The 23,769-nt window shown below is 62.4% G+C and carries 17 protein-coding genes and 1 riboswitch; of the genes, 14 read left to right on the top strand and 3 right to left on the bottom strand.

The genetic code is table 11. From position 1 onward, the window contains the following. The 9 genes from JaAD80_RS25720 to JaAD80_RS30475 form a co-directional block, all read left to right on the top strand. On the top strand, positions 1–954 hold a 954-nt coding region (locus JaAD80_RS25720; RefSeq protein ID WP_102298796.1), incomplete at its 5' end, for an efflux transporter outer membrane subunit. A 135-nt stretch (positions 955–1,089) separates the two neighbouring features. Further along, a complete protein-coding gene (locus JaAD80_RS25715) occupies positions 1,090–3,705 on the top strand; it encodes a chemotaxis protein CheB (protein WP_258003180.1) in 2,616 nt (871 codons plus the stop codon). Continuing rightward, entirely contained in the window at positions 3,702–5,831 is a 2,130-nt protein-coding gene (locus JaAD80_RS25710) for a PAS domain S-box protein (protein WP_258003179.1), read from the top strand. Before JaAD80_RS25715 ends, JaAD80_RS25710 begins: the two co-directional genes overlap by 4 nt. An 88-nt stretch (positions 5,832–5,919) precedes the next feature. Continuing rightward, complete coding sequence (locus tag JaAD80_RS25705; RefSeq protein ID WP_374755284.1) at positions 5,920–8,076, top strand: S46 family peptidase; 2,157 nt, start codon at positions 5,920–5,922, stop codon at positions 8,074–8,076. A 146-nt stretch (positions 8,077–8,222) separates the two neighbouring features. After that, the gene (locus JaAD80_RS25700) at positions 8,223–10,994 is read left to right on the top strand and encodes a type VI secretion system Vgr family protein (RefSeq protein ID WP_102298790.1); all 2,772 of its coding nucleotides are present in this window, start codon (positions 8,223–8,225) and stop codon (positions 10,992–10,994) included. A gap of 26 nt (positions 10,995–11,020) precedes the next feature. After that, positions 11,021–13,078, top strand: coding sequence for a phosphatidylserine/phosphatidylglycerophosphate/cardiolipin synthase family protein (locus JaAD80_RS25695; protein WP_102298788.1), 2,058 nt, complete (start codon positions 11,021–11,023; stop codon positions 13,076–13,078). 2 nt (positions 13,079–13,080) lie between these two features. Continuing rightward, positions 13,081–14,676: a tetratricopeptide repeat protein gene (locus JaAD80_RS30480; RefSeq protein ID WP_146012539.1), complete on the top strand. Its 1,596-nt coding sequence runs from the start codon at positions 13,081–13,083 to the stop codon at positions 14,674–14,676. A gap of 27 nt (positions 14,677–14,703) precedes the next feature. Continuing rightward, complete coding sequence (locus JaAD80_RS25680) at positions 14,704–15,294, top strand: tetratricopeptide repeat protein (RefSeq protein ID WP_102298783.1); 591 nt, start codon at positions 14,704–14,706, stop codon at positions 15,292–15,294. Position 15,295: 1 nt separating this feature from the next. Beyond that, positions 15,296–16,297, top strand: a complete 1,002-nt coding sequence (locus JaAD80_RS30475) for a DUF6396 domain-containing protein (protein ID WP_146012538.1) — start codon at positions 15,296–15,298, stop codon at positions 16,295–16,297. A 44-nt stretch (positions 16,298–16,341) separates the two neighbouring features. On the opposite strand, the gene JaAD80_RS25670 is transcribed toward JaAD80_RS30475, so the two are convergent. Then, positions 16,342–16,962 (bottom strand): TetR/AcrR family transcriptional regulator, encoded by a 621-nt coding sequence (locus JaAD80_RS25670; protein WP_102298780.1) that lies wholly within the window; start codon positions 16,960–16,962, stop codon positions 16,342–16,344. A gap of 67 nt (positions 16,963–17,029) precedes the next feature. Between JaAD80_RS25670 and JaAD80_RS25665 the strand changes: the two genes are divergently transcribed. From JaAD80_RS25665 to JaAD80_RS25655, 3 genes are all read left to right on the top strand, one after another. Further along, positions 17,030–17,560 (top strand): DUF2867 domain-containing protein, encoded by a 531-nt coding sequence (locus tag JaAD80_RS25665; RefSeq protein WP_258003178.1) that lies wholly within the window; start codon positions 17,030–17,032, stop codon positions 17,558–17,560. Positions 17,561–17,646: 86 nt separating this feature from the next. Beyond that, on the top strand, positions 17,647–18,258 hold the full coding sequence (gene pnuC, locus JaAD80_RS25660) for a nicotinamide riboside transporter PnuC (protein WP_102298798.1): 612 nt from the start codon (positions 17,647–17,649) through the stop codon (positions 18,256–18,258). Beyond that, on the top strand, positions 18,258–18,815 hold the full coding sequence (locus tag JaAD80_RS25655) for an AAA family ATPase (protein ID WP_102298777.1): 558 nt from the start codon (positions 18,258–18,260) through the stop codon (positions 18,813–18,815). The genes pnuC and JaAD80_RS25655 overlap by 1 nt, the downstream gene beginning before the upstream one ends. Before the next feature lie 110 nt (positions 18,816–18,925). On the opposite strand, the gene JaAD80_RS25650 is transcribed toward JaAD80_RS25655, so the two are convergent. Continuing rightward, complete coding sequence (locus JaAD80_RS25650; RefSeq protein ID WP_102298775.1) at positions 18,926–21,103, bottom strand: TonB-dependent siderophore receptor; 2,178 nt, start codon at positions 21,101–21,103, stop codon at positions 18,926–18,928. 85 nt (positions 21,104–21,188) lie between these two features. Further along, positions 21,189–21,286: riboswitch (TPP riboswitch) on the bottom strand. A 79-nt stretch (positions 21,287–21,365) separates the two neighbouring features. Then, on the bottom strand, positions 21,366–22,523 hold the full coding sequence (locus JaAD80_RS25645) for an iron-containing alcohol dehydrogenase (protein WP_102298774.1): 1,158 nt from the start codon (positions 22,521–22,523) through the stop codon (positions 21,366–21,368). Between the two features lie 136 nt (positions 22,524–22,659). Between JaAD80_RS25645 and JaAD80_RS25640 the strand changes: the two genes are divergently transcribed. After that, positions 22,660–22,965 carry a hypothetical protein gene (locus JaAD80_RS25640; protein WP_254785783.1) on the top strand — a complete coding sequence of 102 codons (306 nt, stop codon included), beginning with the start codon at positions 22,660–22,662 and terminating at the stop codon, positions 22,963–22,965. Between the two features lie 103 nt (positions 22,966–23,068). Continuing rightward, complete coding sequence (locus JaAD80_RS25635; RefSeq protein WP_102298772.1) at positions 23,069–23,548, top strand: Imm26 family immunity protein; 480 nt, start codon at positions 23,069–23,071, stop codon at positions 23,546–23,548. Positions 23,549–23,769 lie beyond the last annotated feature (221 nt).

Here is a 23,769-nt window from a genome sequence, read left to right as displayed (position 1 = left end):
GCCGATGCCAGCGCGGCGGCCAGCGCCGCCGATCTGGCCGCCGCGCGCCTGTCGGCGCAGGGCGAACTGGCGACCAATTATTTTTCGCTGCGCCAGAGCGATGCGCAGATCGCGCTGCTCAATTCCACCATCGACGGCTACAAGCGCGTGCTCGATATCACCGGCAACCGTTTTAACTCGGGCATCGCCGCCAAGTCCGACCTGCTGCAGGCACAGACGCAGCTGGCCAATGCGCAGATCGACCTGTCGGGGCAGATCCGCGCACGCCAGCAGCTCGAACACGCCATCGCCATCCTCCTTGGCCGCGCGCCGTCCGACTTCAGCCTGGCCGTGGCGCCATGGACCCTGACCGTGCCGGACGTGCCGCTGGGCGTGCCGTCGACCCTGCTGCAGCGCCGTCCCGACATCGCCGCCGCCGAGCGCAGGGTGGCCGTGGCCAACGAGCAGATCGGCATCGCCCGTTCCGCGTATTACCCGAGCCTGAATCTGACAGGGTCGTATGGCTCCGGCGCCAGCAAGGTGGGCGACCTGTTCAATGCATCGTCAAGCCTGTGGTCGCTGGGCGTGTCGGCCGCGCAAACCCTGTTCAACGCGGGCGCCACCACGGCCAGCGTGGATGCCGCCAAAGCGGGACATGCGGCGGCCGTGGCGCGCTACCGCCAGACGGTGTTGACTGCCTTTGGCGCCGTGGAAGACCAGCTGTCGGCCACGCGCGCGCTGGCTGAACAGCTGGCCTTGCGCCAGCAGGCGTCGTCCGCCGCCGACCAGGTGGAACAGCAGATGCTGAACCGCTACAACGCGGGCCAGGTCGGCTACACGGACGTGGTGACGGCGCAGGTGACGGCCCTGTCGGCGCGCCGCTCGCTGGTGCAGGCGCAGGCGGACCGCCAGACCACGGCCGTGGCCCTGATCCAGTCGCTGGGCGGCGGCTGGCAGGTGCCGCAGGCGCAGTAAGGGCAAGCAAGAGCCAACAAGGGCCAACAAGGGCCGGCCTGGCGCAGGCTCAAAACCTGCGCCAAATTCGCGTTTTGCCGCGCATCTTGGGTGCTAGAATGCAAGATTATCAATTCCCAGCCTGACGGTTTCGCCGTGGCTGCATTCTTGCCGACGATGACACGCAGCAAACACAGCAATGTTTCCGTCCCAGAAGTGGCCACCATTGTTTTCCCTGTGGTGGCCATTGGCGCTTCCGCCGGCGGACTCGATCCCATCGTCGCTTTCCTGGCCAATGTGCCGCAGGAAAGCGGCATCGCCTTTGTCGTTATCCAGCACCTGGACCCGACGCAGAAGGCCATGCTGCCGGAACTGCTGCAGCGCGCCACCAGCATTCCCGTCACGGAAATCACGCACCAGGCGGAATTGCGCCCCAACCATATCTACGTGATCCCGTCGAACGCGGACCTGGGCCTGTCGAAGGGGCGTTTCCTGCTCAGCGAGCCGGTGCAGCTGCGTGGCCACCGCCTGCCGATCAATACCTTTTTCGAGAGTCTCGCAAGCGAGCTGGGTGAACTGGCCGTCGGCGTGATTTTTTCCGGCATGGGCAGCGATGGCTCGCGCGGCTTGCAGGCGATCAAGCAGGCGGGCGGCCTGACCCTGGCGCAGCATCCCGATACGGCCAAGTTCGACATGATGCCGCAAAGCGCGATTTCCGCCGAAGTGGTCGACCTGGTCGACTTCCCCGACAAGTTGCCGGACAAGATCATCAGTTATTTGTTCCGCAGCAGTTTTCTCAGCTTGCCGGGGCATGAACCGAACGGGCGCAATTCCTTGCAGGAAATTGTTGCTTTGCTATCCGAACACACGGGTAACAGTTTTACCGACTACAAGATCAACACGGTGCTGCGGCGCATCGAGCGGCGCATGAGCTTGTATCAAATGACGTCGATGGAAGAGTATGTGCCGTATTTGCGCGTCAATCCTGCCGAGATCGACTTGCTGTTCAAGGAATTGCTGATCGGCGTGACGAGCTTTTTCCGCGACCAGAAGGTGTGGGAATACCTGAAGATGGTGGTGTTTCCGCAAATGCTGGCGGCCCATCCGGACGGGCGCGCCTTCAAGGCCTGGGTGCCTGCCTGCTCCACCGGCGAGGAAGCGTATTCGCTGGCCATGGTCTTCCATGAAGTGGTGGCCAGCATCAATCCGCCGTCGAAATACAGCCTGCAGATCTTTGCCACCGACCTGTCGGCCGACGCCATCGACCGCGCGCGCCAGGGGCGTTTTCCGCACAGCATCAGCAGCGATGTGTCGGCCGAGCGCCTGGGACGCTTCTTCTTGGGCGACAAGAACGACTACCACGTGAAAAAAGAGATACGCAACACGATCATCTTTGCCCAGCAAAACATCATTTCGGACCCGCCGTTTACCAAGCTCGACATCTTGTGCTGCCGCAATTTGCTGATTTACCTGAATGCCAAGCTGCAGCAGCGCCTGATTCCCCTGTTCCACTATGCGCTGAACCGCGACGGCATCCTGCTGCTGGGCAGTGCCGATACGCCCGGCCATTTTTCCGACCTGTTTTCGCCCCTGACCACGTCGACGCGGCTGTATCGCCGCCTCGACAACCTGGCGCGCCAGCGCCTGCCCACGTATTTCCCGACCAAGGTATCGTTGGCATCCCCCCCTACACCTAGCGACACGAGAGAAGTCAGCATGACCGGAAAGATACAATCCCATGTCGAGCAATTATTGCTCCAGAAATATTCGCCGGCCGCCGCGCTGCTGAACCAGGATGGCGACATCCTGTACATCAACGGCCGCACGGGCGCGTTCCTGGAGCCGGCGGCCGGCAAGGCCAACTGGAACATCCATGCGATGGCGCGCGAAGGCTTGCGCTACGAACTGGCGGGCCTGATCAAGCAAGCGCTGCAAAGCGAAAGCGTGGTGCGCCTGAAGGGGCTGGTGGTCAAGGATCACCTGGGCCAGTCGCTGGGCGTGGACCTGAGCGCCGAGGCGCTGAGCCAGCCCGAATCGCTGCGCGGCATGGTCTTCGTCACGTTTTCCAGTGTGCCTCTGGTGGCCGAGGCGCGCCGCGGCCGCTCGCCGAACCCCAAGGTGCTGGAACTGGAACAGCAGCTGGCGCAGGCGCGCCATGAAATCCAGGCCGTGCGCGACGAGATGCAGACCTCGCGCGAGGAACTCAAATCGGCCAACGAGGAATTGCAGTCGACCAATGAAGAGCTGCAATCGACGAACGAGGAGCTGACCACCTCGAAGGAAGAGATGCAGTCGCTCAATGAAGAGCTGTACACGGTCAATGCCGAGCTGCAATCGAAAGTCGATGACTTGTCGCTGGTCAATAGCGACATGAAGAATTTGCTCAACAGTACGGACATCGCCACCATCTTCCTCGACAGCGACCTGCGCATCCGCCGTTTCACGGCGCCCGCCACGCAAATCTACAAGCTGATCCAGACGGATTTGCGCCGCCCGCTCAGCGACATCGTCAACGACCTCGATTATCCCGCCCTGGAAGCCGATGCGCTGGAAGTCATCCGCAGCCTGGTGTTCTGCGAACGCCAGGTGGAAACCAAGACGGGCCGCTGGTACAACGTGCGCATCATGCCGTACCGCACGATCGAGAACGTGATCGATGGCGTGGTGGTGACGTTCATCAACATCACGGAATCGAAGCTGCTGGAAGCCCAGCTGCGCCAGATCCAGTCCGGCGCCGTGGCTGGCGGCACGGCGGGCGAGAGCGTGCCATGAGCGAGCCACTCGACAGAGGTGTCGCCCCGGCCGGGCTCAGGAAGCAGGCCGAGCAGTTAGCGGACCAGCAGCGCCAGGCTGTACCGCCACCGTTGTCGAGTGAAGAGGTCGTGCGCCAGCTGCATGAATTGCAGGTGAGCCAGATCGAACTGGAAATGCAGAATGCCGCATTGGCCGAGCTGGAACAGCTGAAGAATGAATTTGAAAGCAGCCGCGACCGTTATGCGCAGCTGTACGAGCAGGCGCCCGTCAGTTATTTTTCGCTGGCGCGCGAAGGCGTCATCACGCGCGCCAACGTGGCCGCCTGCGGCTTGCTGCGGCGTGAAAAGAGCCACCTGCTGGGACGGCGCTTCGAGCAATTCGTCGCGCCCCAGACGCAGGGCGGCTTCCGGGGCTTCCTTGACGCCGCCTTTTCCAGCGGCGCGCGGCAAGTGTTCGAGGCGCAACTGTTCGAGGCCGAGGCGGGCCGCGCTGGCGGCATGGTGCGCATCGAGGCCAATGTCGACGCGGACAGCGCCACCATGCGCATGCTGGTGACGGACCTGGGTGACGAGCATGCGCGCGACTCGGCGCTGCGGCGCGCCTTTGTGATCCTCGATTCCATTCGCGAAGGCGTGCTGGTCACCGACAGCGACAACCGCATCATTTCCGTCAATCCCGCGTTTACCACCATCACCGGCTACCAGGCGGAAGAAGCCATCGGCCGCGATCCGTCCTTCCTCGGCGGCGGCGCGCACTTGCCGCAGTTCTATGAAGCCATGTGGCGCAGCCTGCACCAGGATGGCAGCTGGTATGGCGAGCTGGTGAACCGGCGCAAGAATGGCGAGCGTTTCGTCGAATCGCTGTCGATCACCCCCATGCGCACGCCGGACGGTGCCATCAGCCATTTTGTCGGCGTGTTTTCCGACATCACCGAGCGCAAGCTGGCCGAGGCGGCCCTGCGCGAGCTGCACCGCGAACTGGACCAGCGCGTGGTCGATCGCACGGCCGAGCTGGTGCGGGCCAACCAGCATCTGCAGCTGGAAGTGCAGCAGCGCGAGCGGGCGCAGGAGGCGTTGCGCGATGCCGAACGTTTCTTCCATGCCACCATCGATTCGCTGACGGATCGGGTGCTGGTACTGGATCAGGCGGGCTGCCTCGTGCATGCCAACCAGGCTTGCCTGGCGTTTGCCGGGCATACGCGGCACCAGCTGCATTATCTGCATTTCTGCGAGACGGACCCGCGCTGGCAGCGCAGCGCCGGGCGCGAGCTGGCCGCCGGCATCCGCGCCGTGATTGCCGGCACGGCCGATGCGTACGCGCTCGAATATGAATTCAGCACGCGCGCCGGGCCGCGCTGGTCGCAGGCCAGGGTCAGCCGCTTCCTGGGCGAAGGGCCGCTGCGCGTGGTGGTGGCGCACTCGGATATCACGGAGCGCAAGGTGATGGATGGCGCGCTGCGCCAGTCGCACGCGCAGCTGCGCCAGCTGGCCTTGCACCTGGAAACGGCCAAGGAAGACGAGCGCAAGCGTATTTCGCGCGACATCCACGATGAACTGGGGCAAAACCTGCTGGCGCTGCGCATCGATATTTCCATGCTCAGCGCGCGCACGCAGGATTCCCACCCGCGTCTGCACCGCCGCGTGGGCGCCGTGCTCAGCAATGTCGACACTACCATCAAGAGCGTGCGCGGCATCATGAACGAATTGCGTCCCATGGCGCTGGACCTGGGCTTGCAGGCGGCCATCGAATGGCAGGTGGGCGACTTCCGCAAGCGCAGCGGCGTGGCATGCCGGCTGCTGGTACGCGACGAGGCCCTGTTCGCGGCCATCGGCAGCCAGGTCGAAACCGTGCTGTTCCGCATCGTGCAGGAAGCGCTCAGCAATGTCCTGCGCCACGCCCAGGCCAGCCAGGTGGAGATCGAACTGAGCTGGGATGCCTGCGCCGTCTACGTGGCCATCAGCGACAACGGCATCGGCATCACGCCGCAGCAGCAGCGCAAGAAACAGTGCTTCGGCCTGATCGGCATTGCCGAGCGGGTGACGGCGCTGGGCGGGCAGTTCGAGATCGGCCTGCCGGCCGCCGGCGCGGGGTGCCGCCTGGCCTTGCAGCTCCCCCTGCAGGCGCCGCCCCGGCCCGCCACCTGAGATCGGCGTTGCCGCAGGATCATTTTTTGCCGCCCCGTCCGGCCTGGACAGGCTATACTTTCGCCTGCTTTTTATGGAGGAGCAAATTTTGTTCAAGACAATCGTACTACCAGTCGCCTTGATGGGCGCGTTCGCCGGCGCACACGCCGACGAAGGGCAGTGGCAACCACACCAGCTGCCACAGCTGAAAGCCGAACTCAAACGGGTCGGCATCGACATCCCGGCGGAAAAACTGGCCGACCTGAGCAAACACCCGATGAGTGCCATCGTCTCGCTGGGCGGCTGCTCGGCCTCGTTTGTCTCCGACGCGGGCCTGGTGGTGACGAACCACCATTGCGCGTATGGCGCCATCCAGCGCAATTCCACGCCGGAACACAATTACATCACCAACGGCTTCCTGGCCAAGACGCGCGCCGCAGAGCTGCCGGGCGGTCCGAACAGCCTGGTGTATGTGACTGACAAGGTGGAAAATGTCAGCGACCGCGTGCTGAAAGGCCTGACGGCCGACATGACGGGCCGCGCCCGCCACGAAGCCGTGGAAAAGCGCATCAAGGACCTGATCGCCGAATGCGAAACGGACAAGATGTACCGCTGCTCTGTGCCCGCCTTCCACCGCGGCCTCGAGTACTACCGCATCCGCCAGATGATGATACGCGACGTGCGCCTGGTGTATGCGCCATCGGACAAGATCGGCAACTTCGGCGGCGACATCGACAACTACGAATGGCCGCGCCACACGGGCGACTACTCGTTCCTGCGCGCCTACGTGGGCAAGGATGGCCGTCCGGCCGACCCGTCGCCCGATAACGTGCCCTACAAATCGAAGGACTTCCTGGTGGTCTCGGCCGAAGGCTTGAAAGCCGGTGACGGCATCTTGCTGGCGGGCTACCCCGGCCGCACCAGCCGCTACAAGCTGCCGGCGGAAATCCGCTTCGCGCGCGACACGGCCTTCCCCCTGAAAGTAGCGGAACTGCAAGCCGACCTTGCCGTGATGGCCGAGGCGACGAATGGCGACGCCGCTTCCGCCGTGCGCTACGCCAGCGTGGTGAAAAGCATCAATAACGTGCTGAAGAAAACCCAGGGCTTGCTCGACGGTTTTGCGCGCAAGGATATCGCCGCCATCAAGGACGTGCAGGATGCGGATTTCCGCGCCTGGTACGCGAAGCAGCCGAATGTCTCGCCGACCCTGCTGGCGGAACTGGACGCGGCGATCGCCAGCGACATGGCCCTCAGCGAAGAAGAGTTCGCCTGGACGGTAGCCACCAACAGCGACTTGCTGAAAAGCGCGCGCACCGTCTACCGTTTGTCGCAAGAGCGCCAGAAGCCGGATGCCGAGCGCGAGTCGGGCTTCCAGCAGCGCGACCTGGCCTTCATCAAGGCCCGCCTGGCGCGCCTGGAACAGTCGTATGTGAACAAGGTCGACCAGGCGCGTTTTGAAGCGGGCCTGAAGCGTTACGCCCAGCTGGCGGCGAAGAGCCACCCGCAAGGCCTGGACGCGCTGCTGCCGGCGCCAGCCGCCGTGGCGGCCCTGTACCAGCAGACGCAGCTGGCCGACACGGCCAAGCGCCTGGCCTGGCTGGACAAGGACCAGGCTGCCGTTGCCCAGTCCGACGACGCCTTCATGCAGCTGGCCATCAAACTGCAGCCCGTGGAAATGGCGCTGGAAGACCGCCGCAAGGAAATCGACGGCAACCTCGAGCGCGTGATTCCGCAATACATGCAAGCCGTGATCGCCTGGAAACAGTCGCAAGGCAAGCCGGTCTATCCTGACGCCAACTCGACCCTGCGCGTGACGTATGGCACGGTCTCGCCATACTCGCCCCGCGACGGCATCACCAAGGGCCCGTTCACGACCGTGGAAGGCATCGTCGAGAAAGTCACGGGCAAGGCGCCGTTCGAAGCACCGCAAGCGCTGCTCGACGCCGTCAAGGAAAAACGCTATGGCCAGTTCCGCGATCCGGCGCTGGGCACCGTACCCGTCAACTTCCTCACCAGCGCCGACACCACGGGCGGCAATTCCGGCTCGGCCGTGATGAACAAGCGCGGCGAGCTGATCGGCCTGAACTTCGATTCGACGTATGAATCGATCACCAAGGACTGGTACTTCGACACGGCCATCACGCGCGCCATCCACCTCGACATCCGCTACCTGCTGTGGGTCATGAAGGAAGTGGACCACGCGGATAATCTGTTGCAGGAAATGACGATCAAGTATCCGAAGGCTGCCAAGGCGGCGAAGAAGTAAGTTTTAATTTGCGCTACTGGGAAGCCGCATCCGCTTGAATGGGGATGCGGCTTTTTTGCGTATGGCCAACTAATTTGAGTTCCATCAAGATGCCAGCCTCCACCATGGTTAGCATGGGTTAGCGAAACAAATGCGACGGAGGCGATATGGACGATGGCGGGCTGGCAGCCGATCTTGCGCGGCTTTTCGACGCCGGCAGGAGAGTCCAGGACAGCCGCTTGCTGCGCATGGATTTTCCGCGCGAGGACGGTCCGTCCGATACCGCGCTGCTGGTCAACAGCTTGCGGGCCCATGAGGAAATGTCACGCGACTTCCGCTTCGAGGCCGAACTGCTGTCCGACAATCTCCACGTGCCCCTGACAGCGATGATGGGACGCATGGTCACGATATCGATGGTGCGCGATGACGGCAGCTTGCGCTTTTTTAATGGTTATGTCGGTGAATTTCGCCTGTTGCGCAGCGATGGCGGTTTTGCGTTCTACCAGATGGTGCTGCAACCGTGGCTGGCCTTTTCCAGGTTGCGCATGGACAACGTCTCGTTCCACGGACGCACGGTCATCGACATCAGCGAAACGACCTTCGATCATTATGTACAGCGCGACTGGCAAAACCGGCTGCATGAGGAAAAAGCGATATTAAGCTGCGCCAACCAGCATAATGAAACCGATTACAACCATCTGCACCGGCGCTGGGAAGACCAGGGACTCCATTATTGGTATGAACATCGCGCCGACGGTCATACGCTCTGTCTGGGCGACAATACCTGGCTGAGCGACAGCATCGATCCAAGCGATCTCGATGCCAGTGTCGCCGACGAAATGCTGTTTCGCAGCGGCGCGGGTTCGCTGGAGGCTGACGGCATACGCGATTGGCAGGCAATACGGAAGATCGCTTCAGGCTCGCTCACGCTGTCCAGCTTCAACTACAAGCAGCCATATGCCAGCCGCGCCAGCGGCCATGCGCTGCACCAGCAGGGCGACGTGTTTGCCCATGAACTGTATCAGGACACCGGCTATGGCTATGCCGACATGGACGACGGTGAAGCGCTGGCACAACGCCGCCTGGAGGAGAATAACCGCCAGGCGCAATACTTCGAAGCTGGCGGCAACCACCGCTGCGCCCAGGCCGGGCGCAGTTTCACGCTGGGCGGCCACTTCAGCGGCAGGCAATCCATGCCGGCCAAAGGTGAAGCGGCGCGCCCGGACATCCGCTCGCGCGAATACCTGATCCTGTCGGTCGAGCATATCGCCAGCAACAATTACCAGGCAGGCACGGGCGCGAAGTCGCAGTATGCAAACCGTTTTAGCTGCATTCGCAAGAGCATCCGCTGGTATCCCGGGCGGCAGTTCAACAGCACGCCTTGTGCGTTGCCCGGCGTGCAGACGGCGATTGTCACGGGGCCGGCAGGCGAAACCATCCATACTGACGCGCTGGGCCGGGTGAAGGTGCAATTCCACTGGGACCGGCTGGGCAAGTTCGACGCGGGCAGTTCGCCATGGATCAGGGTCATGACGCCATGGGCGGGCCAGGCGTTCGGCCAGATCGCGCTGCCGCGCATCGGCCAGGAAGTGCTGATCCAATTTCTCAACGGCAATATCGACCGTCCCGTCATTGTCGGCGCGGTGTACAACGGCAACCATGCACCGCCGTGGAAGTTGCCGGGGCAATGCATGCTTGGCGGCTGGCGTAGCGCCGAGCTGATGCCTGGCGGCGGTTACGGCGTGCGTGGCAACCAGCTGGTGCTCGACGATACGCACCAGCGCATCCAGGCGCAACTGAAAAGCGACCATCAACACAGCCAATTGTCGCTCGGCTGCATCAGCCGCATCGAAGACGCCAGCGGGCGCAAGGATGCGCGTGGCGAGGGCTGGGAACTGGCGTCAGACGCCTGGGGCGTGGCGCGCGCCGGCCGCGGCATGTTGCTGACCACCGAAGCGCGCCCTGGCGCCGCCTCGCATATCAAGAGCATGGATGAAACCTTGCGCCGGCTGGCCGAGGCTGCTGAGCGGCACAAGGCGCTTGCCGCCCTGGCGCAGCATTACGGCGCGCAAGAAAGCGCCGCCCAGCAGGGCGCCGCCGCCGATGAGCTGAAAGCCCAGCATGCCGGGATCCAGGGTGCCGGCAGTGGCGAAAACGCATTTCCGGAATTGGCAAAGCCGCATCTGGTGCTGGCCAGTCCGGCTGGTATCGAAACGACGACCTCGCAATCGACGCACATCGCCAGCGCAGGGCACACCGCGCTGACGTCCGGGCGCGACCTGTCGATGGCGGCCGGCGGCGGCCTGTTCGCCAGCATCGGCGCAGCGTTTCGCCTGTTCGTCCACAAGGCGGGCATGAAACTGATCGCCGCAGCTGGCCCGGTGCAGATCGCGGCGCAAACCGATGCGGTCGATATCGTCGCCAACAAGGTTCTGGAATTGATCAGCCAGACCGACTGGGTGGATATTCGCGGCCGCAAAGGCGTGCGCCTGCATGGTGCCAATTGCATGCTTGAAATTAGTGACAAAGTACAGTTTTTTACCGCGTCGCCGACGCTGTTCCATGGCAACCTGGAAACACTGGCGCCCAAGAACCGGCCGCAACCGGAGCTGGAACCGCCCATCGCGCCGGTAGCGGGGCAATTGCAGCATACGATCCAGGCCCATGCGGATGGCGGTCAATACGCGCATGTGCCGTACACGCTGTACAAGGGGGACGCCGAAGTCGAACGCGGCTTGACCGACGAATTCGGCCGCATCCTGATCGCGCATCAGGACGGCACGCCGCGCTACCGTGTCGTCCTGGGCAACGGCGAAGAGTTTGCCTTGCAGGCGAGCGCGTGCTTCGATGCCAGCGCTGCGCCGGACGGCGAACAGACGCTGTCCAACCGTGGTTTGCGTGCGCTTGACGATACCAGCGACGGCCGCTGGTTTCAATGATCACCTTGCACTGACGGGAGAGCGCCATGCCGGAATCGACCAGCCGCATCGAAACTACCCACATCGACGAGGTTGGCAGGACTGCGACCAGTGCGCTTCAGTGGCTGCTGGAAAACCGCAACCTGAAGGGCAAGGCCACTCATCCGATTACGCACAACAACAAGCTGACGCTGTTTATTTGCGGACAGGAAGGCTTTGCCGACATCGCCGGCGAGATCGCCAAGGCTGAAAAGTCCATCGACCTGTGCTGCTGGGGCTTCGACCCGGGCATGGAGCTGGTGCGCGCCAACGGCGCGACCTGGCCGCGTGGCGACACGTTTGGCGACTTGCTGATCGCCGCAGCACGGCGTCACGTCAGGGTGCGCCTGCTGGTCTGGCATGACCGGATCGGTTCGCCGATGGTGCACAATATGCCGGGCCATTCGCACGGCACCTCGCCATGGAAAACCGATGGACAGCGCGCCGACAAGCTCAGCGCAAAAGCCAGCCTGGCGATGTTGCACGATGCGGTCCAAAAAAAGAAACCTATTTTAGGCAACGGTTATTGGGGCGAGTACGTCAGGCCCGAGGATATCCCGACGATGGCGCGTGAAGAATATTGTCACAGCTGGTATGCGGCGGCGTTCAAGGGCATGCTGAGTGGTATCACGATTCGTTTGCGCCACGGCGACAGCGGTGCGATCAGCAAGAGTATCTCGACCGAAATAAACCAGCCGCGCGGCTTGACGATGGGGGAAATCGAAAAGCCCGGCATGCAATACCTGGGCACGCATCACCAGAAGCAGGTCCTGATCGACTTCGATCACGAAGAGGGCGCCAAGGCCGTCGGTTATGTGATGGGCCTGAACTCGGTGACCGATTATTGGGACACGACGGCCCATCTGCTCGACGATACGCGGCGCGAACAGGGCGGCGTCAACGAGCGGCGCGAGTGCTTGCAGGGAATGGTCGCGGACGGCGGCTTCGCCACCTTGAAGCCCTATCAGGATTATGCCTGCCGCATCGACGGAGGCAGGGCGCTCATCGCGCTCTACAATAATTTTGTGAAGGCATGGGATCGCGCGGCCGATGATCGCACGCATGCGGCCGCCAATGCCAGTGTGAGCCGCGAGTTGCCACAGGGCAGCCCGCCGGCGCGGCTGTTGCGCGAGGCCGGGCCGGATGATTCCACCGTGCAGATCGTGCTGACGCAGCCCGAGGAACAAGACAAGACCATCAAGGAAACGTATTTCCGCGCCGTGACCCAGGCCAGCCTGGCGGCCGGCTACCTGTACGTGGAAAACCAGTATTTCCAGTATGAAGATTGGGCGCAACACTTGCTGAGCGAGCGCAAAAAGGTGGTCGCCGCCTGGAAGGCCGGCAGTGTCAAGGCGGGCAAGAGTCTTGAAGATATGCCGGTCATGCACGTATTCATTGTCATCCCTGTGCCGGAACGCGCGCAGATGGTGCCGCGCACCCACGACACGCTGGCGGCGCTGGGGCAGCACGCCGGCATGACGGGGCAAAACACCATGATCGATGACTACAACAAGCAGCCGAAAACCCGGCATGTCAGAGGCGGATTCGGCATCACCAACGAGGTTGAAGTCAAGTTGCCCGATGTGGTCCGGCACTCCAACGGCATCAACAAACCCGGCGTGATGACGCTCGAGAGCGAATTCGGGCTGAAGGTCTCGGTGGCCATGCTCAATGTCAGCGCGTTTGACAACGACCGTTGGCGCTACCGTGAAATCTACATCCATTCCAAATTGATGCTGGTCGACGACGTGTTCATGACCTTGGGCAGCGCCAACCTGAACCAGCGCAGCATGGCCGTCGACAGCGAAATCAATATCGCCACCATCGACCGCCGCGTGGCCCACGATTTGCGCAAGCGGGTGTGGTGCATGCATAGCGGGGGACTGGTCGATGGAGGGGGAGGGACGAAGGCGGAGATTGTATTGGCATTTGAAAATTGGACAAAACTTATGGTGGAAAACCGCAAGAGAAAATTCAACAAGTCCGAAACTGCAATTTTTAAGAAAATGACAGGGTTTTTGCTGCCATTGGAAGATAAACGCAGCTCCACCATACGCTTGGGCTGATTATGAGTAAAAACGATACCAGTTTCTTCCGCCTGCCATTTGTTGTGTTGGCAGTTCTTCTCTTTACTTCTCTAGTCGCCTGCAAAATGCCTAACGACAAAGTCTTGCCACGCAATCAAAGCCTGCCCCTTTTCAACCCCCATGTCGCGGATTTTATTTGTGAAACCGAGGCAAGCAAGGTGCCGCCCATCGATGCGCAAGCCGAGGACTGGTTTCTTCAAGCGCGCGCCCTGGAAGATCCTGAAATTTTCGTCGAAGACCGCGACTACAAAAAAATTGTCGATCTGACGCGTCAAGCGGCAGAGCGATTGCACTGGAAGGCGATGCTCAATCTGGCCAGCCTGTATGTGGAAGGACGCGATCCCTTATATGGTAATGAAGAGGCGGTTCAATTGGTGGAAAAGGCGATGCGGCTCGGGATACCTGCGGCATATGACCGGATGGGGACGTATTATGCTAACAGCACTGGAGTAAAAGGCGATATCACCCGGGCTTATGCCTTCTGGCAAAAGGCGGCGCAGATGGGTAATCCGCAATCGCTGGCTTTTCTCGGCGAAAAATTGACAGCTGGAGAGGATCATCCCGGTATTGATATGTGGAGCAACATTCCGATAGCGACCAAAATGTTGGAATGTGCGGTGGCCCAAGGTTATGGTCCAGCGGCATACGATTTATATTATTTATATGCTGCGCCAAGAACTGCAGACGGCACAATAATTGGCGATCATCGGACGCCAGAAACAAAAGACCGTGCCCTAAAAATTTTACATGAAGGTGTTCGCCTGGGTTGCGCGCAGTGCGCACGCGATCTCTCGATAGAGTTTAGCCAACCTTTTAATTTGTCCGACATATTAGTGCCGTTCATTGACAAAGCGCGCGGCGAACGTTATGCGGTACTTAATCGTGCCCTCAGCTTCAACCCCAATCGCCGCTTCCCCAACCTCGATAAAATATTGCCATTGCCACCGGCCGATCTGCCGCCGTGGGATGGCCAGCGAAAGAGCTTGCTTGACGCAGCCATGGGCGCCCGCCCGCCGCCAGCCATTCCAAAGCCAAGCGCCGCGTCGCTTTCAAAAGAACCGTATTTCCTGGCCGCCGACTATGCGCTGCGCCCGACCGGCTTGCACAGCGACGCGCCGGCCGCGCCATTTTCCGCGTACTGGCAACCGGCCGGTGGGCAGGGCGTGATCCAGCCGGCCCGGCTGTTCCGTCAAGACGAAGAGTTCCCCCATTTCAGCGTGTCCGATGCCGCTGGCAAGGCCAGTTACGGCCCAGTCACGTGGGAACAGTGCCTGACACTACGACACAACCATGGCGCCGTGGAACCGCGCGCGGTGCACGGTGTGCTGCGCGAGGTGGCGCTGCCCGAGCCATGGTTGAGCTGCGCTTGCGAGCAGGCCTGTCCGGTTAGCGGTGTCTGGCAACCGTGGGTAGCGGCCGACCATCCGTTGCAGGCCATCGTCAACCAGTACTGGCGACAGGCGTGGCTGGCCCAGGGCGCGCCGTTCCCGCGACCGCGCCGCGACTGGCTGCTCGATTTGCCGGATGACGACGTGACGTGGCATTTGATGGATGCGTCCCTTCCCGATCTTGGATAACGCAACGCCGCAGCGAGGGAGCGCGCAATGAATGGCACCCAATCCAGCAAGGCTGCCATGAGAGGATGCCTTGCGTCGCTTATTTTCTTGTGCTGCCTGCTTGCCTGCAAAATGCCAGACGAAAAGGTTTGGCCACGCAACCAAAGCCTGCCACTTTTCAACCCCCATGTCGCGGATTTTATCTGTGAAACCGAGGCGAGCAAGGTGCCGCCCGTCGATGCGCAAGCGGAGGACTGGTTCCTCGAAGCGCGCGCCTTGGAAGATCCCGAAATTTTCGTGGAAGACCGCGATTATAAAAAAATCGTCGATCTGACGCGTCAGGCGGCAGAGCGATTGCACTGGAAGGCGATGCTCAATCTGGCCAGCTTGTATGTGGAAGGGCGCGATCCTTTAAATGGTGAGGAAGAGGCGGTGCAACTGGTGGAAAAGGCGATGCAGCTGGGCATACCGGCGGCCTATGACCGGATGGGAACGTATTATGCGAACGGTACGGGTGTGGCTGGCGATATTACCCGGGCTTATGCCTTTTGGCAAAAGGCGGCGCAGATGGGTAACCCCCAAGCTGCTGGGTTTTTTAGGCGAGAAATTGACGGCTGGAGGAGATCATCCAGGTATTGATATGTGGGGCAACATTCCTGTAGCAACCAAAATGCTCGAATGCGCGCTTGCACAAGGGTACGGCCAAGCCGCTTTTGATTTGCATTATTTGTATGTGGTTTTAAGATCATCTGATGGGACTGCAAACGGGGACAGTACCCCTGAAACAAAAGCGCGCGCTCTAAAGGTATTGCATGAGGGTGTCAAATTCGGTTGTGAAAATTGCGCTAACGCGTTGCAAATAGAATTTGACCATCCCTTTGATTTATCCAATATGTTTACTCCGTACATCGATAAAGCTCGAGGCTTACGATATGGAGTGTTAGGAGATGCCCTCGGCTTCAACCCCAATCGCCGCTTCCCCAACCTCGATAAAATATTGCCATTGCCACCGGCCGATCTGCCGCCGTGGGATGGCCAGCGAAAGAGCCTGCTTGACGCAGCCATGGGCGTCCGCCCGCCGCCAGCCATCCCGCAGCCAAGCGCCGCGTCGCTTTCAAAAGAACCGTATTTCCTGGCCGCCGACTATGCGCTGCATCCTGCCGGCTTGCACAGCGACGCGCCGGCCGCGCCATTTTCCGCGTACTGGCAACCAGCCGGTGGGCAGGGCGTGATCCAGCCGGCCCGGCTGTTCCGTCAAGACGAAGAGTTCCCCCATTTCAGCGTGTCCGATGCCGCTGGCAAGGTCAGTTACGGCCCTGTGACGTGGGAGCAGTGCCTGACGCTACGACACAACCATGGCGCCGTGGAACCGCGCGCGGTGCACGGTGTGCTGCGCGAGGTGGCGCTGCCCGAGCCATGGTTGAGCTGCGCTTGCGAGCAGGCCTGTCCGGTCAGCGGTGTCTGGCAACCGTGGGTAGTAGCGGACCATCCGCTGCAGGCCATCGTCAACCAGTACTGGCGACAGGCGTGGCTGGCCCAGGGCGCGCCGTTCCCGCGACCGCGCCGCGACTGGCTGCTCGATTTGCCGGATGAGGACGTGACGTGGCATTTGATGGATGCGTCCGTTGGATTTCCAGGCTGACGCTTCACGTTCACGCTATTTCTCATAGCGTATATGGATAGGAATCAGGACAGCGGTGCTGACGTCAACGCCTCCACCGGCAACTGAAAAAACCGCGGCACCATGGCCGGCGACAGGTCGTCGCCGCCGTCCGCCATGGCCAGGCGGCCGCTCAGCAGCAGCATCACGTAGCCGTGGCCCAGCGACCAGCCGGCGCTGGCGGCTGCCTTGTCCCAGCGCGCATCGAGGCCAGCTTCGCGCACGGCGGCGCCCGCCGTCTGCAGCACGTACTGGAAACACGCTTGCGCCGCTTCCTGCAGCACGGGGAACTGGCGCACGTCCTGGTGTTCGAACATCAGGCGGTAGTGGGCCGGTGCGGCCAGGGCGAATTCGATGTATTGCTGGCCCAGCAGCTGGAAACGCTGGTCGGCGGGCAGGCTGCCGGGGGGCGGCAGTTGTGCCTCCCATTTGGCGATCAGGCTGGCGAAGCCGGCGGCCGCCACGTCGGCCAGCAGGGCTTCCTTGCTGGGAAAGTGGCGGTACACGGCAGCGACGGAGACGCCCACCGTGCGCGCCAGTTCGCGCAGCGACAGGCTGGCATCGCTTTGCTGCGCCAATTGCGCGATGGTGGCGGCGACCAGGGTGTCGCGCAGATTACCGTGATGGTAGTTACTGTTGTTGCTCATTCTATGTTATCGCTGTTCACATTGTGGTGTATGATGGCCATGTTATCACTGAAAACATGGAGATTACATGCAAGAGATGAACAAGGCAGGGAACATGGCGGTGCGCGCGGTAGCCCTGCCGCCCGGCGCCGGCATCGCGCCCCTGTACCAGGGCAGCAACCTGGCCGACGCCTATGCCGTTGAACTGCCGACCGACGAGGCGCGGCAGATGGACATGCCCAGCCTGGCGCGCGTCCTGCTGGGCAGCCAGCCGCGCTGGGCGCGGTGGCTGATGGTGGTGCGCGACGCCATCGTCTCGCTGTTCGGCATCAAGACCTCCAGGCAGATGGAAGCCAAGCGTGGCGAGCGCATCGGCATTTTCCGCATCTATAGCGTCAGCGACGACGAGATCATCTTGGGCGAGGACGACAGCCACCTGGACTTCCGCCTGTCGGTGCTGCGCAACAGGGAAGCGGGGCGGCACGGCAGCATCACCATGTCCTGCGTCGTGCATTGCCACAACTGGGTCGGACGCGCGTACATCCTGCTGATCCGTCCGTTTCACAAGCTGATCGTGCAGCGCTCGCTGGCGCGCGCGGCCAGGCAGGGTTTTGCCTGAGCGGGAAAACGGGCTGGGGGTAGGGGCATTCTTGCTTATTCATGCCCGGTATTGCATACTGCACCACCAGCCTCATCACGATTCCCATGAACGATACGCTTCTCCTGCTGGGTTTTGCCACCACGCCGCTTGAACTGATTTCCTTTGTCCTGGCATTGACAACCGTTGCGCTGAACATCCGCCAGAACCACTGGGCCTGGCTGTTCGCCATCATCTCTTCGGCCGCCTACGGTTTCGTGTTTTTCGAGTCGCGCCTGTATGGCGACATGGCCTTGCAGCTGCTGTTCATCAGCGTCTCGTTCTGGGGCTGGTATCAATGGCTGCACCCGGTCAGCGGCGGCAAGACCCTGCCCGTCACGCGCCTGACCGCACGCGGCTGGCTGGCGTGCGCCGCGGGCTGGCTGGTTGGCTTCCTGCTCATCGCCTGGCTGCTGACGACGACGGACACGGACGTGCCGCATGCGGACGGTTTCCTCACGGCAGGCAGCCTGGTGGGGCAGTTCCTGCTGTCGCGCAAGAAACTGGAAAACTGGATCGCCTGGATCATCGTCGACGTGCTGTACGTGTGGCTGTACCTGCACAAGGGCCTGACCCTGACGGCCGTGCTGTATGGCTTCTTTGTCGTGATGGCCGTCATCGGCTTGCTGGCGTGGAAAAAGTCCGCGCCTGCCGCCCCGAGCGCCATGGTCCTCAAGTGATGGGTTCTTGCGTGCGCGTGGCCATCCTTGGCGCGGAATCGTCGGGCAAGTCGACCCTGGCGGCGGCCCTGGCCGAACGCTACGGCACCGTCTGGGTGCCTGAGTATTTGCGGGAATTTGTCGAAACACAGGGCAGGGTGCCCGTCGCTGCCGACCAGTACGGCATCGCGCGCACGCAAGTCGAACGCGAAGCAGCCGCCGCCGCGCAGGCCCGGCATTTCCTCTTTTGCGATACGACGCCGTTGATGACGGTGGTCTACAGCCGCCATTACTTCGATGGCGCCGATGCGCGGCTGGCCGCGCTGGCCGATGCCACGCACTACGATGTGACCTTGGTGACGGCGCCCGACAGCCCGTGGGTGGCCGACGGCTTGCAGCGCGAGTCGGAAGCCGTGCGCCAGCTGATCTATCGCCTGCTGCTGGAGGAACTCGATGCGCGCGGCATTGTGTACCACGTGCTGCACGACAGCCTGGAGGCGCGCCTGGCCCAGGCCGCGCCTTTGCTGCGGCAGGCGCTTGATGCGGCGCCTGCCTTCTCTTCTCTTCGGAACACCTGACAAAACCGTAGCGGGCGGCAGCGAATTGTGGTTGAGATGCGCCACTGTGCGAATGCACAGTGAGCATCGGAGGCTGCGATCCGCGACGCGCAGCAGGTCTGGTTCGGTGTTTAAAAGTCGAACTGCGCCGAGACTTTGAGTGTCCGGCTTGCGCCCGGGAACAGGTAGCCGCCTGCTTCCGGCGTCACGTCGCGCCAGTAGAACTTGTCCGTCAGGTTGTTGACGGTGGCGCGCAGCACGGCTGGCGTGCCGGCCAGGCGCGTGGCGTAGGCGGCGCCCAGGTTGAACACGCTGTACGAGGGCACGAAGGTGGTGTTGTTGTTCTCAAACGCCTTCTTGCCCGCATATTCCCAGCTGCCATTCACGCTCAGGCCCGCCACTTGCGGCACGGCGTAGTCGGCGCGCACGGCGGCCTTGAATGCCGGCACGTTGGGTACGCGCTTGCCATCATAGTCCGCACTGCCCGTCTCCGACTGCTGGCTGTTCAGGGCCGTGATGGAGGCGCCCAGGTTCAGGTTGGCGCCAGCCTTGCCCTGCGCCGACAGTTCCAGCCCGCGATGCTGGGCCTGGCCCGCACGCACGAAGTTGTAGGTGCTCATGCTGCTGTCGAGGTACTGGTTGAATTCCAGACCCTTGCGGATCTGGAACAGGGTGGCGGCGACCATGAAGTCCGGCGTCAAGTCCGCCTTCACGCCCAGTTCGAGCTGCTTCGATCGGCTTGGCGTCAGTTCCACGTTGGCGTTTTCCGCATAGCGGTCGGCCGTGCCGCCGTGTTCCATGCCGTGCGAATACGAGGCGTACACGGCGATATTGTCTTGCGGGTTGTACACCAGCGCCACGTTCGGCAGCAGGAAGTCGTGTTTGGCGCGGATTTCCTTGTCGGCCTTCAGCACGTACTGGTAGCCATCGACATCGATGTGGCGCACGCCGCCATGCAGCTTCCAGTTCGGTGCCAGGCTGACGATGTCCTGCACGAAGACGGATTTTTCCTTGTCGTTGCGCACCAGGCGCACGGGGCCCGTGACGCCGTCGGATGGGGCGACGATGACGGGGCGGTAGATGTTGCTGATGCCCACTTCGTCATACACATACTTGCCGGCCCGGTCCTTGCGGTTGAAATACGACACGCCGGCCGTGACTTCATGGCGCAGGCTGCCCGTGGCGAACTTGCCCTGGATCATGGCTTGTGCGCTCAGCGGCTTTTTCGTCTCGCCCAGGCTGCGGAAGTCCCACACGGAGAAATCGCCATTGCTGCAGAAGACGGGCGCCCAGCCTTCCGGGCTGCAGCCATACGGATATGCGGTGTAGTCGTCGCGCTTGAACGAGTGCTGGTTGGCGGAGACGGTGGCGTGCCAGTCCTCGTTGAAGGCGTACTGGAAGCGCAGGCCGAGATTGCTGGTGACGGTTTCCACGGGGTGCGTCCAGGGTTGCTTGTTGAGCATGGTGTCGGCGCTGACGTTGGAAGGCAGCCTGCCATTGCTCAGCAGCTGGAAGCCCGGTGCCGTCACTTGTGCCTTGTCCTGGTAGTCGGCGTCGAGCTGCAGCAGCGCTTGCGGGGAAATCTGCCAGTCGAAGGCGCCGGAAATGAACTTGCGGTTGCCGTCGGCGCCCCGGATGTAGGAGCGCAGGCGCTCGGCCGCCACGTTGATGCGGTAGCCGAAGCGCTTGTCTTCCAGGCGTCCGCCCAGGTCGACGGCGCCGTACAGGGTGCCCCGTTCGCGCGCTTCCACGGTGACCGTGCGCAGCGGCGCGGCGGTGGGGCGCTTGACGATGAAGTCGATCACGCCGCCCGGTGCCGCCACGCCCGCCTGCAAGCCGGCCAGGCCTTTCAGCACTTCGATGCGTTCCTTGTTTTCCAGCGGAATTTGCGTGTCGCCGGGAATCGCCACGCCATCCTTGCGGTAGCTGGAGTTCGTGTCGAGTTTAAAACCGCGGATGGTGAACTGTTCCGCATAGCCGACGGCGTTGTACGACTCGTTGATGCTGGCGTCGAGCTTGACAGCGTCGCTGAGGTTGCGGATCTGCAGCTCCTGTATTTCCTTCTGCCCGATGACGGTGACGGAAGCCGGCGTTTGCAGCAGCGGCGCGTCGGAAAAGCCGCCGACGGAGGCGCGCTTGGCGGCCGGCGCCTTGCTGGCCGTGACGACCACTTCGGCCATGCTTTGCGCCTCGGCCTTGGCCTGCGGGTCGGCAGCTTCGGCGGCGTCGTTCGTGGCAAAGGCGGGCGCGGCAAACGCGTGCAGGATGGCCAGGGTCAGTACAGAAACAGATAAATTCGGTGTGGACATAGATTGCTCGTGGTTCAAGCCGTCTCTGGAAAGAGCACGGCAGGCTGCTTGTTCGGCTGGCGCCAACGCAGGAGCTATCAAAGGAGGGAGGTACTTTGCGCTTTCCTTCGCTGGCATTATCCAGATCAGGTACGAAGGGTATCTCTCACCCGGATAACAGCTCCAGGACCCCTAGCGAACGGATAGCTTAGCATGAACCACGGCCCGCTGTCCCACCTGGCTGACCGTTTTACAACAGTGTGCGTCGAATGTGCAGCCGGCGCTACAGGCTCAGTTCCAGCACCTTGCGGCTGACTTCCGGCGTGATGTCGCGCTGCTCGCCCAGCGCCGTCATGCCGTGCGCTTCCAGCGCAGACACGACGGCGTCCACGCTGGCATGGTTCAGGCCATAGTCTGCCAGGCGCGTCTTGACACCCATGTGGCGGAAGAAATACTCGGTGCGCGCGATGGCCGCCTCGATGCGGCCATCCTCGTCGCCGCCATCGAGGCCCCACACGCGGGCCGCATACTGCAGCAGCTTGGCGCGCTTGGCCTGCTTGCGCACGCGCAGCATGCTGGGCAGGATGATGGCCAGCGTCTGTGCGTGATCGAGTTCGTACAAGGCCGTCAGTTCGTGGCCGATGGCGTGCGTCGACCAGTCCTGCGGCACGCCCACGCCGATCAGGCCGTTCAAGGCCAGGGTGGCGCTCCACATCACGTTGGCGCGCACGTCGTAGTCGTCCGGCTGCGACAGCGCCTTCGGCCCTTCCTCGATCAGGGTCAGCAGGATGCCTTCCGCGAAGCGGTCCTGCACCGAGGCGTTGACGGGAGTGGTCAGGTATTGCTCCATCACATGCGCGAAGGCGTCGACGACGCCATTGCCCACCTGGCGCAGCGGCAAGGTAAAGGTCTTCGACGGGTCCAGCACGGAAAATTTCGGATATACCTTGCGGCTCATGAACGAGCGCTTTTCCTGCGTCGCCTTGCGCGTGATGACGGCCGAGCCATTCATCTCGGATCCCGTGGCCGGCAAGGTCAATACGGTGCCGAAGGGCAGGGCGGCCTCGACGATCTTGCCGCCTTTTGCCAGGATGTCCCACGGGTCCCCTTCATGCAGGGCGGCGGCGGCGATGAACTTGGTGCCATCGACAACAGAACCGCCGCCGACGGCCAGCAGGAAATCGATGCGCTCGCTTTTCACCAGGGCCACGGCCTGCATCAGCGTTTCATAGCTGGGATTGGGTTCGATGCCGGCAAATTCCAGCACGGCATGGCCGGCCAGCGCGGCCCTGACTTCATCATAGACGCCATTCTGCCGGATGCTGCCGCCGCCATACGTCATGAGCACCCGGGCCTGGGGCGGGATCAGCGCCGTGATGCTGGCGATCTGGCCCTGGCCGAAGAGGATTTGCGTTGGATTGTAAAAGTCGAAATTGAACATGTGGCTCCCGCTGTGTAGGCTAATGCTGAGCCATGATTATGGCCGAACGGGTGGAAACGTGTCGTGGACGCTTGAGCTTTTCCTCCGCGCGGTGGAGAATGCAGCCGATGTCACCACCACGCGAAAAGGAATGCGCATGACCACCGTCCCACTGGAAGAATCCGACTTGCCCGCCACCGCGCTGGACATGCACCGCGCCATCGGCGCCACCATCGCCGCGCTGCAGGCGCTGGACTTGAACAGCCAGCGTTTCGAAGCCTGCACCGACCCGGAACTGCGCCGCGTGCTGGCCCACGCGGGCGACACGAGCCGGCGCGAAATGTCCATGCTGCTCGAATGGATGCGCCGCCGCGACGCGCGCCTGGACAAGGAAATGAAGGAAGCGCTGTTCAAGGCCGGCCCCATCGTGGCCCAGTATCACTACGATGAAAAAATCACCTAAAACGTCGTAACTGTTGGTTTGTTGCCGTGGCGTACCATACGCCACTTGCGCATTCTTTCGCGTAGACTGTGCCCCGAACACGATTTTGCGGGAGTTTACAGAGATGAAATCATTACCATACCGAGAAGGCAGCTGGTTTGCCGTGCCCCTGCCGGGCGGCGGCTATGCCGTCGGCGTGGTGGCGCGCACGGCGCCTGCCGGCCGCATCATGCTGGCATATATGTTCGGTCCCAAGCGCGATGTCTTGCCATCGCTGGACGAACTGCAAGGCTTGCGGCCGGAACAGGCCGTGCGCCGCCTGCGCACGGGCGACATGGCCCTGCTCAACGAGCGCTGGCCCTTGCTGGGCGACAGCCGCCACTGGGAACGCGCCGCCTGGCCCATGCCGGCATTTATCCGACGCAACGAATCCCTGCAGCGCGCCTGGCGCGCCAGCTATGCGGATGCCGATCCCGCCAAGCTGGACCGCGAGGAATCGATCCCCTTCGACACGCCGGGCATGGAAAGCGACTCCCTGTACGGCTACGGCGCGACGGAACTGCTGATGAACAAATTGCTGGTGCAGGAGCCGGCGTCGGCCTGACGGCTGCCGGGTGGCATGGGTGGCAGCGTTGGATGAGCAGCGTACCCCGGATGCCGCGTAGGTCGGATCAGGCCGAAGGCCGTAATCCGACAACATTGTTGGCTGATCTTGCCGCAATGATGCGCCAGGCCATGCCAGGCGCCTTGGCAGCTTGGGCCGGCAATGGTGTCGGATTACGCGGTTCCCGCTAATCCGACCTACATCGCCTGCGACAACGCCGG

The sequence above is a fragment of the Janthinobacterium sp. AD80 genome, assembly GCF_002878455.1.
In the GTDB taxonomy this organism is placed as follows: domain Bacteria; phylum Pseudomonadota; class Gammaproteobacteria; order Burkholderiales; family Burkholderiaceae_D; genus Janthinobacterium.
The sequence above is the reverse complement of the archived record's forward strand: the minus strand, read 5'-3'. Positions and strand labels throughout refer to the sequence as shown.

Bases quoted from the DNA above. Each gene is read 5' to 3' on its own strand.
- JaAD80_RS25710 (WP_258003179.1), top strand. From the start codon at position 3,702: ATGAGCGAGCCACTCGACAGAGGTGTCGCCCCGGCCGGGCTCAGGAAG.
- JaAD80_RS25700 (WP_102298790.1), top strand. From the start codon at position 8,223: ATGGACGATGGCGGGCTGGCAGCCGATCTTGCGCGGCTTTTCGACGCC.
- JaAD80_RS25695 (WP_102298788.1), top strand. From the start codon at position 11,021: ATGCCGGAATCGACCAGCCGCATCGAAACTACCCACATCGACGAGGTT.
- JaAD80_RS30480 (WP_146012539.1), top strand. From the start codon at position 13,081: ATGAGTAAAAACGATACCAGTTTCTTCCGCCTGCCATTTGTTGTGTTG.
- JaAD80_RS25680 (WP_102298783.1), top strand. From the start codon at position 14,704: ATGAATGGCACCCAATCCAGCAAGGCTGCCATGAGAGGATGCCTTGCG.
- JaAD80_RS30475 (WP_146012538.1), top strand. From the start codon at position 15,296: ATGTGGGGCAACATTCCTGTAGCAACCAAAATGCTCGAATGCGCGCTT.
- JaAD80_RS25670 (WP_102298780.1), bottom strand. From the start codon at position 16,962: ATGAGCAACAACAGTAACTACCATCACGGTAATCTGCGCGACACCCTG.
- JaAD80_RS25665 (WP_258003178.1), top strand. From the start codon at position 17,030: ATGCAAGAGATGAACAAGGCAGGGAACATGGCGGTGCGCGCGGTAGCC.
- pnuC (WP_102298798.1), top strand. From the start codon at position 17,647: ATGAACGATACGCTTCTCCTGCTGGGTTTTGCCACCACGCCGCTTGAA.
- JaAD80_RS25655 (WP_102298777.1), top strand. From the start codon at position 18,258: ATGGGTTCTTGCGTGCGCGTGGCCATCCTTGGCGCGGAATCGTCGGGC.
- JaAD80_RS25650 (WP_102298775.1), bottom strand. From the start codon at position 21,103: ATGTCCACACCGAATTTATCTGTTTCTGTACTGACCCTGGCCATCCTG.
- JaAD80_RS25645 (WP_102298774.1), bottom strand. From the start codon at position 22,523: ATGTTCAATTTCGACTTTTACAATCCAACGCAAATCCTCTTCGGCCAG.
- JaAD80_RS25640 (WP_254785783.1), top strand. From the start codon at position 22,660: ATGACCACCGTCCCACTGGAAGAATCCGACTTGCCCGCCACCGCGCTG.
- JaAD80_RS25635 (WP_102298772.1), top strand. From the start codon at position 23,069: ATGAAATCATTACCATACCGAGAAGGCAGCTGGTTTGCCGTGCCCCTG.